We start from the raw sequence: 15,105 nt of genomic DNA on the forward strand, positions 1-15,105 counted from the left end.
CACCCCCCCCCGCCCCCCGACCCCCCACGCCCGCAGGGCGTCCGGGATCCGGGGCTTGCCCCGGTTTCGGGAAGGGGCGGGCAGGGGAAGGCGCCGCAGGCAACCCCCACCCCACCCCGCCCACGCACCGCACCGCACCCACCACCCGCACCGCAACCCCACCCCTCACCCCACCTGCACCGACCGCTTCGACAGGCCCATCCAGAAGCCGTCGATCACCTCGCGTTGCGTTCCCAGCTCCCCCTCCCCCGCACCCAGCGTCACGAACAGCGGCGCGAAGTGCTCCGTGCGTGGGTGGGCGAGGCGGCCGGACGGGGCCTTGTGCTCGAAGTCGAGGAGCGCGTCCACGTCCGCCGCCGCCAGCGCCTCCCGCCCCCATGCGTCGAACTCCGCCGACCAGCCGGGCACCCCGGGACCCGTGTGCCGCAGCGCCGCCAGGTTGTGGGTGAAGAAGCCGCTGCCGACGATCAGCACACCCTCGTCCCGGAGCGGCGCGAGCTTGCGCCCGATGTCCATCAGCTTCCGCGGGTCCAGCGTGGGCATGGAGATCTGGAGGACGGGGATGTCGGCCGCCGGGAACATCTCCACCAGCGGTACGTACGCCCCGTGGTCGAGCCCCCGGTCCGCGATGTCCTGCACCGGCGTCCCCGCGCCGCGCAGCAGCTTGCGCACGGACTCGGCGAGCTGCGGGGCGCCGGGGGCGGCGTACCCCGTCCGGTAGTAGTGCTCGGGGAAGCCCCAGAAGTCGTACACCAGCGGCACCGCCTCGGTCGCGCCGAGCGCGAGCGGGGCCTCCTCCCAGTGGGCGGAGACCATCAGGATCGCCCGGGGCCTCGGCAGCGTGGCGGACCAGGCGGCCAGCTCCGCCGGCCAGACCGGGTCGTCGGCCAGCGGCGGGGCTCCGTGGCTCAGATAGAGGGTGGGCATGCGCTCCACGGCCTCATCCTTTCCTAGGCACTTATGTACTTTAAAGTTCAAGCTCCAGTCGATGCCCAGCGTAACCCCAGCTAGTTTAAGCTTCAAGGAGAGGGTCATAGAGTGGCCCTCATGACGACGGCACCCCGCTGGCTCAGCGAAGAGGAACAGCGCACATGGCGCGCGTACCGCCAGGCCACCACGCTCCTGGAGGACCATCTCGACCGCCGGTTGCAGCGCGACGCCGGGATGCCGCACGTCTACTACGGCCTGCTCGTCCAGCTCGGCGAGGCACCCGGACGGCAGCTGCGGATGACCGAGCTGGCCCGGATCGCGAAGATCACCCGGTCCCGGCTCTCGCACGCCGTCGCCCGACTGGAGCGCAACGGCTGGGTGCGCCGCGAGGACTGCCCGTCCGACCGGCGCGGGCAGAACGCCGTACTCACCGACGAGGGTTACGCCGAGCTGGAGCGGACCGCGCCGAGCCACGTCCGTACCGTCCGCCAGGCGATGTTCGACCGGCTGACGCCCGAGCAGGTGGACCAGCTCGGCGAGATCATGCGCGTGGTCGCGGAGGGTCTGCAGCCCTCGGACGCGAGCGCGGACCTGCCCTGGCTCCGCTGAAGAAGCGGAACCAGGGCAGGCCCGGTGGGTCATACCTTCGGCGTCAGCGCGCGATACGCCGGTGCGCGATGTGGTGTCAGTGCGCGATGACGGGGATCTTCAGCTCGTCCTCGACACTCTCGCCGTCGCTCGAAGCGACCACGGTCGTGTTCGGACGGCCCGTGGTGATCAGCGTGAACGCGATCGCCGCGGCGACCACCAGGATGCCGACCGCCCACCAGATGGCGCTCGCGTAGCCGTGCACCATGGCCTGCGCCTGGAGCAGCTGCGCGTTGGTGGCGCCGGCCGCGTTGTCCACGAGGTACGCCGTGGTGGCGCTGGCTGCGATCGTGTTCAGCAGCGCCGTACCGATCGCGCCGCCCACCTGCTGCGAGGTGTTGACCATGGCCGAGGCCACGCCCGCGTCCCGCGGCTCAATGCCGTGCGTCGCCATGGACATGGCCGGCATGAACGCCGTACCCATGCCGAGGCCGAGCAGCAGCTGACCCGGCAGGATCAGTCCGGCGTACGAGGAGCCGATCTCCAGCTGCGTCAGCAGCAGCATGCCGACCGCCGCGACCAGGAAGCCGGGACCCATCAGCCAGCGCGGTGCGACCCGAGTCATCAGCCGGGCGCCGATCTGGGTCGAGCCAGTGATCATGCCCGCCATCATCGGCAGGAAGGCGAAGCCGGTCTTGACCGGCGAGAAGCCCTTCACGATCTGGAGGTAGTACGTCAAGAAGAGGAACAGGCCGAACATCGAGATGATGGCGAGACCCAGCGAGAGGTACACCCCGCCACGGTTGCGCTCCAGCAGGACGCGCAGCGGCAGCAGCGGCGACTTGACCTTCGACTCGACGAACACGAACGAGGCCAGCAGCACGGCGGAGGCCACGAAAAGGCCGATCGTCATGCCCGACGCCCAGCCGTCCGACTCGGCGCGCGTGAAGCCGTACACCAGCGAGACCAGACCCAGCGTGGAGAGCACCACACCCGGGATGTCGAGCGGCGAGCGGTTGCGGCCACCGGCCGGCTCACGGATCACGAAGTACGCGCCGATCGCGGCCACGACGGCGAAGGGGATGTTGACGAAGAAGGTCCAGCGCCAGTTCAGGTACTCGGTGAGGAAGCCGCCCAGGATCAGGCCGACCGCGCCACCGCCACCGGCGATCGCACCGTAGATGCCGAACGCCTTGGCGCGCTCACGCACGTCGGTGAACGTCACGGCGAGCAGCGACAGGGCGGCCGGCGCGAGTAGCGCGCCGAAGGCACCCTGCAGGGCGCGCGAGCCCAGCATCATGGCCTCGTTGACCGCGGCGCCACCGAGCGCGGAGGCCGCGGCGAAGCCGATGAGTCCGACGACAAAGGTGCGCTTGCGCCCCCACAGGTCGGCTATGCGGCCACCGAAGAGGAGCAGACCGCCGAAGGCCAGGGCGTAGGCGGTAATGACCCACTGCCGGTTGGCGTCCGAGATTCCCAGGTCCTGCTGGGCCGACGGCAGGGCGATGTTCACGATGGTCGCGTCGAGCACCACCATCAGCTGCGCGAGGGCGATGAAGACCAGGGCTTTCCAGCGCCGGGGATCGGGCAACCGGGTGTCGACTGCTCTTGATTCGGACGTTTTTGGCATGGAGGTACCCACCTAAGGGTGCGAAGAGGCGAAAAAGGTACGTAACTTCAAGTGCAGGGGCGGGAGTTACGACTCCCGGCGCAGGTCCCCCAAGGTCGCGGGAGAGCCAGGGAGGACTGAGCGCGCCGGCGCCTCCAGGCCGTCCAGGAACAGTTGCAGATGCCGGTGCACGAACTGGTCGAAGTTCAGGCAACCGCTGCCCGGCAGCGGTCGGGTGAGCTGGGAGAGGGCGACCATCAGGTCACCGACGGCAACGTCGCCGCGCAGCCGCCCCGCCTCCCGCGCGCGCCCCATGAGGTTGTTCACGACCTCCTCAAGGCGCTCGCGCTGGGCGAGCAGGTCCGAATGGTCCTTGTCGAAGCCGTCGCTGAGCATCGGGCAGAGCGCCCCGATCCGCTCGTCGGCCGCCGCGTGCACGAAGCGGCGCAGGGCGTCGAACGGGTCGGCCACCTCGGCGGCTGCCGTCAGCGCCTGGTCCACCGTGCGGGACATGACCGACAGGACGACCTGGTGGATCAGGTCCGTACGGTCCGGGAAGTGCCGGTAGAGCGTCGCGTTGCCGATGCCCGCGCGGCGGGCGATCTCGTCGAGCGGCACCTCGGGGCCGAACTCGACGAACATCTCGCGCGCCGCCGCGATGATCCGCTCCCGGTTGCGCAGCGCGTCGGCCCGCGGGCGCGGGACTCGTCGCCGCGCGGTCTCGGTGGTGGTCACCACGGCACTCCCTCTCGTACGTAAGCCCTGCGCCGACACTGCGTCGGCCCTGCACTTGCCCCTGCCTAAGCGGGGAGGACTTCCCCACTTAGGCGGACACAGATGCAAACGGGGAGAAGGTCCCCGGTTATTTCCCCAACTCGGTGTGACCTGGATCACTACCCCTTCCCACGATCGGCCCACCCAGCGAGCGCCCGCGCGAGCGCCGACACAGGGTGAGCGGACGAGAGCAGTCAGGCATCCCCGACTGCCGCGGACCGCGAATGCGAGGCGCTCTATGCGGGAGACCCGCCCACGGATACGCACCTCCCGCCGCGTGGTCGGCGTCACCGCCTTCACCTGCCTCTCCCTGGCGGGCGTCACCTCGGCGGGCTCTCCGCTCGCCGACCCGACCCGGGCCTCGGCGGGCCCGGTCGCCACCGCGCAGCGCACGGCGGCCCAGGCCAAGGCCGACGCGTCGGCGATCAGCCCGTGCCGGCTTGCGGGCGCGATGGGCGTGCAGATGTCCGAGGGCATGCCGACCCCGCCCGGCTACTCGCGCTCCACGGGTGACGTCCGCGCACTCACCCTCATGATCGACTTCCCGGACGCACCCGGGGAGGGCCGTGCGCTCGACCGGTTCGGCGAGTTCTTCCCGCTGACCTCGCAGTGGTTCAGCACAAGCTCCTACGGCCGACTGCGCTATCAGCCCGCGACACCCTTCACCGAGTGGCTGCGGATGCCGAAGCCGTTCGCCGCGTACGGGATCGACCGCGGCTCACCGTACGAACCGGGCTACCGGAGTCTCGTCGAGGACATCGCCACCGCCGCCGACTCCCGGGTGGACTTCACGGCGTACGACCTGGTCAACATTCTCGTCACGCCCAACGCGGGTCCTTCGGCCCTGGACACCGTGCTGTCCGTGACCTTCTCAGGGAACGACGACGCCCCGCGCGCCGACGGCGTACCGCTCTCCAACACGTCGTTCGTCTACAGCCGCCAGGACGACGGCTCGGGATCGTACGGCGATACCGGCTACCGGGTCCTGCCGCACGAGAACGGCCATGTCTTCGGGCTGCCGGACCTCTACACCATGGACGGCGGCGGCTCGGTCGGGCACTGGGACATCATGTCCGAGGACTGGGGCGCCAACAACGACCTGCTGGGCTGGCACAAGTGGAAGCTGGGCTGGCTGGACAACGCGCAGATCGGCTGCGCGGCCCAGCCCGGCATCAGTGAGCACGACCTGGCCCCGCTCGCGGCGCCCGGCAGCGGCATCAAGCTGGCGTTCGTGCCGCTCACGGAGAAGACCGGTTACGCCGTGGAGGTACGCACCCGGGCGGGCAACGACGAGGCCGTGTGCAAGCCGGGTGTGCTGATCTACCGGGTCGACGCGGACGTCGACACCGGCCATGGACCCGTGACAGTCGCCGACAGCGAGCGCGACAGCGGCGGCTGCACGCGGCGGCCCAATGTGCACGCGGAGCTGTCGGACGCGCCATTCGGGGTCGGTGAGACGTTCAAGGACCGGCAGTACGGGCTGCGGATCTCGGTGACCGGCGAGGACGCGGGCGGCAACTACCGGGTCCGCGTCACCCGCCCCTGAACACTAGGGCGTGCCTCCGGCGACCTGCTCCCGCACGCTCCCGCGCAGCTCCCGCTTCAGGATCTTCCCGGTCGCGTTGCGGGGCAACGCCCCGTCCCGTACGAGGACATGGGCGGGCACCTTGAAGGAGGCGAGGCTCGCGCGGACGTGGGCGCGCAGCTCGTCGGGGCCGGCCTTGGCGCCGGGCCGCAGCTGGACCACGGCGGCGACCTCCTCGCCGAGAACCGGGTGCGGTACGCCGAGCACGGCCGCGTCCAGCACGTCGGGGTGGTCGTGCAGGACGGCCTCCACCTCGACGCAGTACACGTTCTCGCCGCCGCGGATGACCATGTCCTTGATGCGGTCGACGACGCTGACGTACCCGTCGTGGGCGGTCGCGAGGTCCCCGGTCCTGAACCAGCCGCCCTCCGTGAACGCCTCCGCGGTGGCCGCCGCGTCCTTCCAGTACCCGCGGACGAGCGACTGTCCGCGCAACCACAGCTCGCCGACCTCGCCCTCGTCGAGCCCCTCGCCGCCCGGTCCCACGATCCGTACCTCGGTGGCCGGGGTGGGCCGCCCGACACTGCCCGGGTGGGCACGGTAGGACGCCCCGAAGTTCGCCAGGACGCCGCCGCTGGTCTCGGTCAGCCCGTAGCCGTTGCGCGGCTCGATGCGCTCGCCGTGGTGCGCGGTCAGCCGCGCCACGAGGTCGGGCGGGGCGGCGGCGCCGCCGGTGTTGAGCATGCCGAGCGAGCCGAGCCCGTCCCCGGCGGCCACCGCGGCGTCCAGCAGCTGCAACGCGGTGGAGGGCACACCGGCGTAGTGCGTCACCCCGTGCTGCCGGATCAGCCCGAGCGCATTGTCCGCGTCCCACTTGCGCATCAGCACGAGCGTGCCGCCGGCCGCCATCGCGGCATACACCCCGGTGAAGGCGGCGACATGGAAGAACGGGAACGTCATGAGCGACACGGGCGTGGGCCCCTGCCCGGGGATCTGTCCGCGCCCGAGCGCGGACAGCGAGGCGTGGTACAGCGGGTTCATGGCGGCGCCGGCCTGCGCGAGGTGGGTGGCGACGGCACCCTTGGGCCTCCCGGTCGTCCCGGACGTATAGATGATGGTGGCGTCGTCCTCGGGCTGTACCTCGACGTCCGGCGGCGCGTCCCGGGGATCGGCCTCGGGCAGATCGGCGTACAGCTCGGTCCGCTCCCCCACGACCGGCTCGGTGGCGTCCTCATGGTGGAAGACGACGCACCGTGCCGAGGGATGGGCGCCCATCCACCCCCGCACGCGCGCGAGGCGCTCCCCGTCGACGAGCAGCACGCCCGGCGCGCAATCGTCGAGGGCGTACGTGAACTCCGCCTCGGTCCACCACCCGTTCAGCGGCACGGCGACGAGCCCGGCCAGCTGGGCCGCCCAGAACGCGATCTGCCACTCGGGGTGATTGCGCATCGCGACCACGGCCCGGTCGCCGGGCTTCAGCCCGAACACGTCGACGAACCGCCGGGCGAGCGCGGAGGCGGCGGCGAAGAACTCCCCGTACGTATAGGTCCTGGCGTCCGCCACGAGAAACGCCCGGTCGCCGAAGGCCCAGGTCACCTCGACGAACTCGCGCAGCGTCCGTGGACCTCCCGCGTAGAGCGGGCTCCCGTCCTCCGCGTGTACGACGGCGAACGGCGCCCCGGGGGCGGTCAGCGCGGCTTCGGCGGCGCGCGACGGATCATTGTGCGGCACGGAGGGCCAGCCCTTCCTAAGCGCTTGCTCAGACCCTTGGACGCTATGCCCGCACCTGGACGCCGTCAAGATCGGCGGCGTGCTCATCGACCCCGAGCTGGGGCCCGGCGCGATGCGGACCCTCGTCGCCGACTTCTTCCGGCACAACAGCGCCACGTACGAACTGCGCGCGCGGCTCCGCACGGACCTGGCCGCCATGCCCGTCGAGGACGCCTCGGTGCCCCGGCCCGAGGATCTCTCGCCGCACCAGCCGGTGGCCACGCTCACCTTCCCCGCACAGGAGATGCTCAGCGAGGCCCGCCGGATCTACGCCGATGACGTCCTGTCCTTCAACCCCTGGCACGCGCTGGCCGCGCACCGCCCGCTGGGCTCGGCGAACCGCTCGCGGCGCAAGGCGTACGAGGCTTCGTCGGCGTACCGGCACACGAAGAACATCGCGCCCAAGGTCGAGCCGCGCACTCTTTCCGACTTGCCGGACTGATTTCCGGGCAACGTTCACGGCTCGCCCTTCGTCTTCAAGACCAAGATCAAGACGACCGGGGAGAGCGGCACGCGATGGACGACGTATCCACGAACGACGCACCGGCGCAGGGTGTGCCGATGGATGACCCACATGCGGTGATCACGTGCGAGGACGAGGAGTTCGGTCCGGTGACGATCACCACGCCGGCGGCGGTCCCGGACGAGGCCCTGGTCGAGGGCCCCGGCCTGCCGCTCGCGGTCCTCACCCGCGCGGGTGAGGCGCGGGACCACCGACAGGCCCCCATCGGGACCCGGGACGCCGACCGGCTGACGCTGACGATCGGCGACGACCCGGCCACGCTCGCGCTGGGGGCGGGACGGCTGAAGCGGTCCTCGTTCCGGGCCGTCGTGGACCTCGCCGGCCTGGCCTACACCTTCGAGCCGACCGGCAGGCACCGCAGCGTGCTGCGGCGCGACGGCCGGCAGGTGGCCCTGTTCATCTGGACCGGCAACAGCGAGTCGGCCGCGATCTGGCGCCCGGCCGACGGCGTGAGCCCACGCCCCGAGGACGCGGCGGTCGGCTACCTCCTCGCCACGGCCTTCGGCACCGGCGCCGCGAGCACCCGCTCACTGCTGCTCGACGCGGTGATGGACGCGATCGACGCCATCCCCTGACCCCACGACCACCACGACCACGACGGCCACGACGGGCCGGTCGACAGTGGCCGGTCGACAGCGGTGGGACGACAAGCGGTCGGACGACAAGCGTCGGACGGCAGCGGCAGGTCGACAGCGGCAACCGAGGCACCTCCGGAACCTGTTCCACAACCCGCCACCCAACCCGGTAGGCTTACCCCCGGCCGTGACACCAGCGGTCGATCACTTCCCCGCCTCCGTAGCTCAGGGGATAGAGCACCGCTCTCCTAAAGCGGGTGTCGCAGGTTCGAATCCTGCCGGGGGCACACGTTAGTTAGCAGGTCAGCGCCACGAAGGGCCCTCTCGTTTATTCGAACGAGGGGGCCCTTTCTTGATCAAGTGCCACATAAATGCCACTTCCCCAGATGATCAAGGTGTCTGCGTCACCCGTTCGAGGGGTTGTCCAGCAGCATGGGATGCGTAGAGTGCTGTCCCATGGGAGGGGCAGGCCGTCTCCCCACGCGCGCCTGACACGCGCCTCCCGCATCCTGTGGTCCTCGGCGGGGAGGCTGAGACCGCAGGGAAGGCCCCCACCGCTTATGCCGGTGGGGGCCTTCTGCGTCACAACGTAGACCGCCCCGCACCCAATCGGGTACGGGGCGGGACGCCTTGACCAAGTCGTGGCGTCTAACGGCGCAATCAGGCGGACACGCGTACGCCTGGCGCCGCTTCCTTGCCGCGGTTGCCCTGCGCGGCGCTCTGGGTTGGCGAAGTGTGTGGCCTCTCCAGCCAAGACGATCATTCAGGAATGTACGGTTCCGTGTACAGACAATTGATCTTGGCGGCAGCAGCGTAGGCAAGTGCTCTCCGAACCGCCGTCGCCCGCCTGGGTACTCACCCGCCGCCGCGCCGTCGGAGACCACATCCGCGAGGCACGGCTGTACGCGAAGCTCACTCAGGAGCAGCTCGGCGGAGCCTCCGGTGTAGACCGGCAGGCAATCAATCGCATCGAGCAGGGCCACGCATCGCCGCGGCTCGACTCCCTCATCCGCATCGCCGCAGCGCTCAACATTTCGCTCGCGGACCTGGTGCGGACCTAAGGGGCAGCCGCGCTCGACGTCGAGCGCGGCCCCGACCGGCAGCGCGCTACGCCGAGACGATCACCCGTCCTGGGTGAGTCAGCCACACCTCCTGACTGCGGGGTGTCACCGTCAGGCCGAACGCATCGGACGTCGGGCTGCCGAGAGCGGCGTACTCCTGATAGGTCGTTTCGATGTCGGACCACAGGTCGCGGTCGCCGTACTGCCACGCCTGCTCGCCCGGCTCACAGAACGCGCCCGACCCGGCGCCATCCATGAGCCACACCTCGACCGTGGCGCCCACCTCGCGGTGAATCATCGAGACGCCGGGCATCCGGGCGCCGGCGTAGATGGCGAACCCGAGGGTGAGCAGCTGCCGGGGATCGAGTGCGGTATCGGTCGCCCTTGCTCTGCCTTCAACCGGCGGCCCGTCCGGTGTGCGGTGCGACCGCATCGCCATGTACGACGCACCGCCCCGAAACGGCCCGGATGCGCTGCCGTCGTCCTGAACAGTGAGCTGGACTAGGGCGCCGCTCCAGAAGTCGCGGGCCAACGGAGCAACGATGATGCCGCCGGGTCGGACCTGCTCGACGAGGCCGTGCGAGATGGTCCGCAGCGCGCAGGTTGCGATGAGGCGGTCGAACGGAGCCGCTTCCGGCCAACCTTGTTCGCCGTCTCCGCGTCGCAGCTGTGGCATATAGCCGGCGGCGTGCAGGTTCCCGGCCGCCAGCTCGGCGAGCGCCTGGTCGAGCTCAATGCTGTAGACATTCTCCTCGCCGAGTCGCGCGGACAGCAGGGCCGCGACGTACCCGGAGGCGGTACCGATCTCCAGGACCCGGGCGCCTCGCTCGACCTCCAGGAGACCGAGCATCTTGGCGACCATGGACGGCATCGAGTTGGACGACGTGGCGACACCCGGGCCCTCCTCGGCGCCGTCGTCGACCTGGATCACTACGGGCTCGTCGCTGTGGACCAGGGCCAGCCAGTTGGCGTGCGAGGTGACCGGCTCGCATCGGTCGGGGCCCTGGCGCCAGATGCGCTCAGGGACGAACCAGTCGCGACGCACGGTGTCGAAAATCCGGCGCCATTCCTCGTCCAAGAAGCCGCGGGCATCCAGATGCTGCACGAGCGATGCGTACCCCTGAATCTCAGTGACCATGTTGCCCTCCCGCGTACTTACCGCCGCTGCCGTCGGGGTTCGGAGGAGTCGGAGGCGGAGTCCATGGCTTGTCCGACGGCGGTCCTGCGTGCTTACCGTTGTCGCTCATCGTTTCTCCCAGTTCGTTGTCGCGGATGGTGCATGGACCCGCCTCGGCCGTCGTCCTGTGCAGGGCGTGGCGGCCGGGGCGGGGGCTTAGTAGGGGTGCTGGCCCAGGGCGCGAGGCTCGGGCGGCAGTGGTGCACGCCGGGCGGGGGTCTCGGGCGCTGTGTCCTCGGGGGTGATGGGCGGTCCGTGCCAGAGCAGGGTCACGCCGTGCTCGGCGCAGTAGGCGCCCTCGTCGTCCTCGATCGGGAAGTCGTGGCTGTACGGGCCCTTCACGCAGCGGGTCATCGGCGCGCCTCGCGCTCGGCCTGCCGCAGGCGGTCGCCGGTCGCGCACCCGTCGAGGCATCGCGGTGCTGTGTCGGTCGGGTCGCGGCGGCTCCCGTGGCAGTCGCAGTCGCAGCGCAGCTTGAGCAGGGCTGCCAGCGCCGCCGGGTCGACGAGGGTGCCGCTACCGTCGGGCGGCTGGACCCAGTGAGGGCCGGGCGGGTACATGACGGCCGGCGCCGGGACGGTGAGATAGCTGGTGTCTCCCAGGCGCTCGGTTCCCGGCGTCGACCAGCCCGCGGCGGAACCTGGTGGGATGAGGAAGTAGCGGACGCGGCCGCCAGGGTCGCGGATCACTGGGCCGTCGATGCCGGTCGCCATCGCCTCGCGCGCCGGGTGCTCAGGGACCTTGATCGCGTCGAAGGTCCGGCCGAGGGGAAGGAGCACGATGCTGGTCTGCGAGATCCAGAGGCGCGCGCGGGTGGGGTCGGGGTCTGCGGAGGCGAGCCACGCGCTGGCGGCGGCAGGTGTTTCGGTGGACACGACACGATCCCCTCGCTGTGGTCAGTGAGGGGATCGTGTCGCAGAAATGGGGGTCGGTTACCCACAGTTTGTGGGGATGATTTTCTGTCACGACCCTTGACAGTTCGTCAGATGCCTGACCACCGGGCCAGCCCAGCAATCGAATCGGTCTGCCCCCGGTCCAGGCGTACCAGCGAGGCCGCAGTCGCCCGGAGCGTAGGGTGCCACCTGCTGTGATTCGGGGAGATCTGCCGAGCGCGGAGCAAGTCCGTGTGCGCGCCGTGCCGGTCTCCCTCGGCCAACCTGGCCGCTGCCACGTCGATGTGATGGTGTGACGCGCGCTCAGCGACGATGCCCGTGGGCAGCTCCCACTCGTCCCGGTCCTGCTCTGCGCCCCACTCGCGCAGCCTGGCGAGTGCCTGCTCGGTGTCGCCCTGGTCAATGAGCGCGGCGACCTCGTGGATCCTGACGTTGGTCGGGCCGAAGCTCATCTCGTAGTGGGTGGTGTCGCTCCGGAGGGAGCCAGCGGCGGCGCGCGCCTCGTCCAGCCTCGCCTCAGCCTGCTCCGGCCGTCCGTCGCGAGCCTCCAGAATCGCCAACTTCAGCAGCACCGCTCCCTGTACGGCGATCTGCTCAGGCGACATCGACGCCTCCGGGGCCAGCCGCTCCACCTCGTCGACGAGCGCCTCCAGGACACGGCGAGCCGATCCGTACGCACCCATCCGCACCATCGCCCCCGCTTTCAGGTAGGCCCCGGTCACTTGCATGAGGGGATCACCGGAGTGGTCCGCCGCCCACCGCACGCGCTCGATCGCGGTGAGGCTGAGGTCGTGGTAACCCAGTTTGTGCGCGAGGGAGTTGGTCGCGCGGTAGCCGCGTGCCAGCCACCAGTACGCGCGCTGCTGCTCAGGGCCGCGGGCGGTGAGGGCCACGTGGGTCAGTTCGGCAAGGACGCCGGGCAGCAGCGGGCCCATGGGGACGTACTGGCCGTCCTGTCGCATCTCGGAGATGTGGTCCATCTCGGCGGCAAGGACAGGCAGCGGCCGGGGCGCGGTCAGCAAGTCGTCCGGGTTGTCGTAGGTGAGGAGTATCCGCCGCAGCTCGGGGATGACGGCCTGTACCTGTGCCTCGATCTCGGCCCCGTTCCAATACGGCTGGCCGGTCAGCCGGTCAGGCCCCACGTGGAGGGCGCGGGCGAGCTGCGCAAGGATGCCGGGCGGAGGGTTGCGGTCGCCGTGCTCGTATTTTTCGAGGGTGGAAACGCTGATCTTTACCTGTGCAGCCAGCTGCCGCACGGTCATCTGGCGGACCTTGCGCGCCTCGCGGATGCGCCGGCCGATGTGCTCAGTGCTCATGGTGCCCCCAGCGTCGGGTGTGCTGGCCGCCAGCGTAAGACGAACCCCGGACGCAGGAAAGCGGGTGGGAGGGGGAGCGCTGCGTTACGGGTACTGGCGGCGGGACGGGTCCAAGCCCAGGGCCTGGGGGCCGGGGTCCTCGGGCGGGGCCGGTGCACCGTCCTTGCGGCATACGAGAGCATCAGGATCGTCGGGTGGGGGCTGGAGGCTGTACCCGTCGGGGCAGGTCTGCCCGTCGCGCCCGTCGGCGCCGTCCGCCCCCGCTGCGCCGTCCGTGCCGTCGACTCCGTTGCGCCCGTCGGAGCCGGGAGGCCCCGCCGGGCCCGCCGGACCTTGAGGACCGGTCGCGCCGGTGACCGCCGCCCCCGACTGCCCAGGGATCCCAGCTTGCCCAGGTGCACCAGTGGGGCCGGGGACAGGGGCAGGTGTACCGCCGGGCTCGCCCTTCGCTCCCCGCTCGCCGGGACGCCCCGGTGGTCCGGGGATCGGCACGGGCACCTCGGCGCGGCCTGGAAGGTTATCGACCGCGCGCGATGGATCCGGCACGGCTGGTGTGCCGCCCTTGGCTTGGATCTGTGCCCGCAGTACCCGCACGTCTCCGACAAGGGTGTTCACCACGTCGCCACGCCGGTCAGCCTCGGCGGCGACCTGCGCGGTCCGCTGCGACTCGGCATCAATCCTCAGCCAGACCAGCACGACGGCGCCGGAGAGGACCGCGAGGATCGCAGCGACGGCGAGGGAGCGCCAGCGGCGGGACAGGATGCCCTCCGGGCGGTGGTGCCGGGTGCGGGTCACAGGGTGGGTCCTCCTAGCTCGGCGATCCGTCGGTCACGTGCTGCGATCTCCGCTTGCAGGGCGGTGATCTGCGCTTGCAGTGCTGCTTTGTCGGCGCGCTCCCCGGCCAAGTCGGCGTAGGCGGCCGTCAGTTTGGCTTGCAGACGGTCGCGTTCTTCTTGCAGCTGGTCGACGAGCCCGCCGTACCCGGTGAGGACCACACCCTGATGGGTGGCGCGGGCCGAGCTCCGTTGCCCAATCCATGCGGCTGTGGCCGCTGCGAGCCCGACGACGATGGTGCCGACGGCGGCGAGCGTCGCAGCGTCCACGCGGTGTACCTCCTTGATCAGACTCCGACTACGGTGCTGGCGCTGTTCTTGTCGCCGAACGCGCGGGCCAGCATCCCCTTCAGCAGGGACCCGCTCGCGGCGATACCCGCGACACCGACGGTCTCCCAAAAGGTGGCGGAGAACATCGAGGCGGGGCCGGCCGCGAGGGCGACGCCAGCGGCAGCGGTGAGGCCGGTCCAGATCACACGCTCGGCGAGATCCTTCGCGTAGGTCGTGGCGGTCTTCACGACAGTGTCGGCGGCGGGGAGGGTGAAGTCGCTCATGGTGAACTCCTCGGTCAGCGGATCAGGCAGATGCGGGTCAGTTGGCGAGACGGGCGGCGAGCTTGACTGCGACGCGCTCCGCGATCTGCTCAGCCAGGGCAGGGTGGGCGGCGATCTTCTCGGCGAGCGCGAGCAACTGTGCGTTGGTCAGGTCGAGGGGCTTGATCGCGTCGACCTTCTTGCCGAGGGCGGTCACGTCGCGGGCGGTGGTGCGCAGGTAGTCGTAGGCGTCGCGCGGCTCGTTGGTGCCCTTGTACCGCCAGGCCGCGCCCTGCTGGTTGTCGTACAGGGCCTTGAGCTGCTTGGCCTGTTCGGGGGTCATGTCGTCCTCCTGAGGTGGAATGGTCTGGCCGTTGGCGCGGGCGACGATCCCGGGGAACACCACCGCGTTGAACTGCTTCACTCGCGCGTCACCGGGGCAGGCCGTGCCGGACACAGCCCAAGCGGAGTGCAGCCGGTGATAGCCGAACCCGGGGTCGGACGTGGTGCGGCAGATGCGCAGCGGAATGCCGTGCGTGCGGTGCAGCCACACGCCGAGGGCGATAAGCCTCTCCAACTGCTGCGCGGTCCACGGGTCTGAGCCCTGCAGGTTGGACGCGGTCTCGATGGACACCGCGCCCGTACCGTCCGGGCGCCGGTTGGCCGCGGCGTTCGCGTCGGCGCGCGTCTCGGTCCCGACGAACTGGCCGAGGTCGCCCGCGTAACCGAGGCCGAAGTGCGATTCCAGGTTGGTGCTGTCGCGCCAGTACTCGTACACGCGGCGCGCGGTCCACGGAGCGATGATCGAGTGGACGATGAACTGCGTGGGCCTGATGGCCGCCTGCTGGTCTGACTCCGGTTGCAGCTCCCACTTCGTGGCGCCCGGGTACCAGGCCATCAGACGCCCCCGGCTCTCAGGGCGGCCAAGAGCCGGTCGGCGGTCAGGGGTGCGGCCATGATGCGCGTTCCTTTCAGATGAGATGTGCGTAGCGAGGGGC

General features: G+C 70.5%; 17 protein-coding genes and 1 tRNA gene. 6 read left to right on the top strand and 12 right to left on the bottom strand.

Features of this window, described 5'->3' with window-relative positions; translation table 11 throughout:
• Positions 1 to 165: 165 nt before the first annotated feature.
• Complete coding sequence (locus QMK30_RS02545; RefSeq protein WP_283515605.1) at positions 166 to 927, bottom strand: DODA-type extradiol aromatic ring-opening family dioxygenase; 762 nt, start codon at positions 925 to 927, stop codon at positions 166 to 168.
• Between the two features lie 120 nt (positions 928 to 1,047).
• Here QMK30_RS02545 and QMK30_RS02550 point away from each other — a divergent pair, with 120 nt between their 5' ends.
• A complete protein-coding gene (locus tag QMK30_RS02550) occupies positions 1,048 to 1,539 on the top strand; it encodes a MarR family winged helix-turn-helix transcriptional regulator (RefSeq protein WP_283515439.1) in 492 nt (163 codons plus the stop codon).
• A gap of 76 nt (positions 1,540 to 1,615) precedes the next feature.
• On the opposite strand, the gene QMK30_RS02555 is transcribed toward QMK30_RS02550, so the two are convergent.
• The gene (locus QMK30_RS02555; protein ID WP_283515440.1) at positions 1,616 to 3,148 is read right to left on the bottom strand and encodes an MFS transporter; all 1,533 of its coding nucleotides are present in this window, start codon (positions 3,146 to 3,148) and stop codon (positions 1,616 to 1,618) included.
• 66 nt (positions 3,149 to 3,214) lie between these two features.
• Positions 3,215 to 3,862 (bottom strand): TetR/AcrR family transcriptional regulator, encoded by a 648-nt coding sequence (locus QMK30_RS02560; protein WP_283515441.1) that lies wholly within the window; start codon positions 3,860 to 3,862, stop codon positions 3,215 to 3,217.
• 277 nt (positions 3,863 to 4,139) lie between these two features.
• Here QMK30_RS02560 and QMK30_RS02565 point away from each other — a divergent pair, with 277 nt between their 5' ends.
• Complete coding sequence (locus tag QMK30_RS02565; RefSeq protein WP_283515442.1) at positions 4,140 to 5,447, top strand: M6 family metalloprotease domain-containing protein; 1,308 nt, start codon at positions 4,140 to 4,142, stop codon at positions 5,445 to 5,447.
• Between the two features lie 3 nt (positions 5,448 to 5,450).
• On the opposite strand, the gene QMK30_RS02570 is transcribed toward QMK30_RS02565, so the two are convergent.
• A complete protein-coding gene (locus tag QMK30_RS02570; protein WP_283515443.1) occupies positions 5,451 to 7,157 on the bottom strand; it encodes a class I adenylate-forming enzyme family protein in 1,707 nt (568 codons plus the stop codon).
• Between the two features lie 79 nt (positions 7,158 to 7,236).
• Here QMK30_RS02570 and QMK30_RS02575 point away from each other — a divergent pair, with 79 nt between their 5' ends.
• The 4 genes from QMK30_RS02575 to QMK30_RS02590 all read left to right on the top strand — a co-directional run bounded on the left by QMK30_RS02575 (position 7,237) and on the right by QMK30_RS02590 (position 9,355).
• The gene (locus QMK30_RS02575) at positions 7,237 to 7,638 is read left to right on the top strand and encodes a catalase family protein (RefSeq protein ID WP_283515444.1); all 402 of its coding nucleotides are present in this window, start codon (positions 7,237 to 7,239) and stop codon (positions 7,636 to 7,638) included.
• Between the two features lie 74 nt (positions 7,639 to 7,712).
• Entirely contained in the window at positions 7,713 to 8,294 is a 582-nt protein-coding gene (locus tag QMK30_RS02580; protein WP_283515445.1) for a hypothetical protein, read from the top strand.
• A 214-nt stretch (positions 8,295 to 8,508) separates the two neighbouring features.
• A tRNA-Arg gene (locus tag QMK30_RS02585) sits at positions 8,509 to 8,581 on the top strand.
• Positions 8,582 to 9,115: 534 nt separating this feature from the next.
• Positions 9,116 to 9,355, top strand: coding sequence for a helix-turn-helix domain-containing protein (locus tag QMK30_RS02590; RefSeq protein ID WP_283515446.1), 240 nt, complete (start codon positions 9,116 to 9,118; stop codon positions 9,353 to 9,355).
• Positions 9,356 to 9,401: 46 nt separating this feature from the next.
• Here QMK30_RS02590 and QMK30_RS02595 read toward each other — a convergent pair whose 3' ends face one another.
• The 8 genes from QMK30_RS02595 to QMK30_RS02630 all read right to left on the bottom strand — a co-directional run bounded on the left by QMK30_RS02595 (position 9,402) and on the right by QMK30_RS02630 (position 15,005).
• Entirely contained in the window at positions 9,402 to 10,493 is a 1,092-nt protein-coding gene (locus QMK30_RS02595) for a methyltransferase domain-containing protein (protein ID WP_283515447.1), read from the bottom strand.
• Between the two features lie 195 nt (positions 10,494 to 10,688).
• Entirely contained in the window at positions 10,689 to 10,886 is a 198-nt protein-coding gene (locus QMK30_RS02600) for a hypothetical protein (RefSeq protein ID WP_283515448.1), read from the bottom strand.
• Positions 10,883 to 11,407: a hypothetical protein gene (locus QMK30_RS02605; RefSeq protein WP_283515449.1), complete on the bottom strand. Its 525-nt coding sequence runs from the start codon at positions 11,405 to 11,407 to the stop codon at positions 10,883 to 10,885. The genes QMK30_RS02600 and QMK30_RS02605 overlap by 4 nt, the downstream gene beginning before the upstream one ends.
• Before the next feature lie 107 nt (positions 11,408 to 11,514).
• Positions 11,515 to 12,741 carry a helix-turn-helix domain-containing protein gene (locus tag QMK30_RS02610; protein ID WP_283515450.1) on the bottom strand — a complete coding sequence of 409 codons (1,227 nt, stop codon included), beginning with the start codon at positions 12,739 to 12,741 and terminating at the stop codon, positions 11,515 to 11,517.
• Positions 12,742 to 12,825: 84 nt separating this feature from the next.
• On the bottom strand, positions 12,826 to 13,536 hold the full coding sequence (locus tag QMK30_RS02615) for a collagen-like protein (RefSeq protein ID WP_283515451.1): 711 nt from the start codon (positions 13,534 to 13,536) through the stop codon (positions 12,826 to 12,828).
• The gene (locus tag QMK30_RS02620) at positions 13,533 to 13,844 is read right to left on the bottom strand and encodes a hypothetical protein (protein WP_283515452.1); all 312 of its coding nucleotides are present in this window, start codon (positions 13,842 to 13,844) and stop codon (positions 13,533 to 13,535) included. The genes QMK30_RS02615 and QMK30_RS02620 overlap by 4 nt, the downstream gene beginning before the upstream one ends.
• A gap of 17 nt (positions 13,845 to 13,861) precedes the next feature.
• Positions 13,862 to 14,128, bottom strand: coding sequence for a hypothetical protein (locus QMK30_RS02625; RefSeq protein WP_283515453.1), 267 nt, complete (start codon positions 14,126 to 14,128; stop codon positions 13,862 to 13,864).
• A 37-nt stretch (positions 14,129 to 14,165) separates the two neighbouring features.
• Positions 14,166 to 15,005 carry a peptidoglycan recognition protein family protein gene (locus QMK30_RS02630; protein WP_283515454.1) on the bottom strand — a complete coding sequence of 280 codons (840 nt, stop codon included), beginning with the start codon at positions 15,003 to 15,005 and terminating at the stop codon, positions 14,166 to 14,168.
• Between the last annotated feature and the right edge of the window lie 100 nt (positions 15,006 to 15,105).

This window comes from Streptomyces sp. H27-C3, assembly GCF_030063415.1.
Lineage (GTDB): Bacteria > Actinomycetota > Actinomycetes > Streptomycetales > Streptomycetaceae > Streptomyces.

What these genes read in the sequence shown, in the direction of transcription:
- QMK30_RS02545 (WP_283515605.1), bottom strand. Translation starts at nt 927, where the DNA reads ATGCCCACCCTCTATCTGAGCCACGGAGCCCCGCCGCTGGCCGACGAC.
- QMK30_RS02550 (WP_283515439.1), top strand. Translation starts at nt 1,048, where the DNA reads ATGACGACGGCACCCCGCTGGCTCAGCGAAGAGGAACAGCGCACATGG.
- QMK30_RS02555 (WP_283515440.1), bottom strand. Translation starts at nt 3,148, where the DNA reads ATGCCAAAAACGTCCGAATCAAGAGCAGTCGACACCCGGTTGCCCGAT.
- QMK30_RS02565 (WP_283515442.1), top strand. Translation starts at nt 4,140, where the DNA reads ATGCGGGAGACCCGCCCACGGATACGCACCTCCCGCCGCGTGGTCGGC.
- QMK30_RS02580 (WP_283515445.1), top strand. Translation starts at nt 7,713, where the DNA reads ATGGACGACGTATCCACGAACGACGCACCGGCGCAGGGTGTGCCGATG.
- QMK30_RS02595 (WP_283515447.1), bottom strand. Translation starts at nt 10,493, where the DNA reads ATGGTCACTGAGATTCAGGGGTACGCATCGCTCGTGCAGCATCTGGAT.
- QMK30_RS02600 (WP_283515448.1), bottom strand. Translation starts at nt 10,886, where the DNA reads ATGACCCGCTGCGTGAAGGGCCCGTACAGCCACGACTTCCCGATCGAG.
- QMK30_RS02610 (WP_283515450.1), bottom strand. Translation starts at nt 12,741, where the DNA reads ATGAGCACTGAGCACATCGGCCGGCGCATCCGCGAGGCGCGCAAGGTC.
- QMK30_RS02625 (WP_283515453.1), bottom strand. Translation starts at nt 14,128, where the DNA reads ATGAGCGACTTCACCCTCCCCGCCGCCGACACTGTCGTGAAGACCGCC.
- QMK30_RS02630 (WP_283515454.1), bottom strand. Translation starts at nt 15,005, where the DNA reads ATGGCCTGGTACCCGGGCGCCACGAAGTGGGAGCTGCAACCGGAGTCA.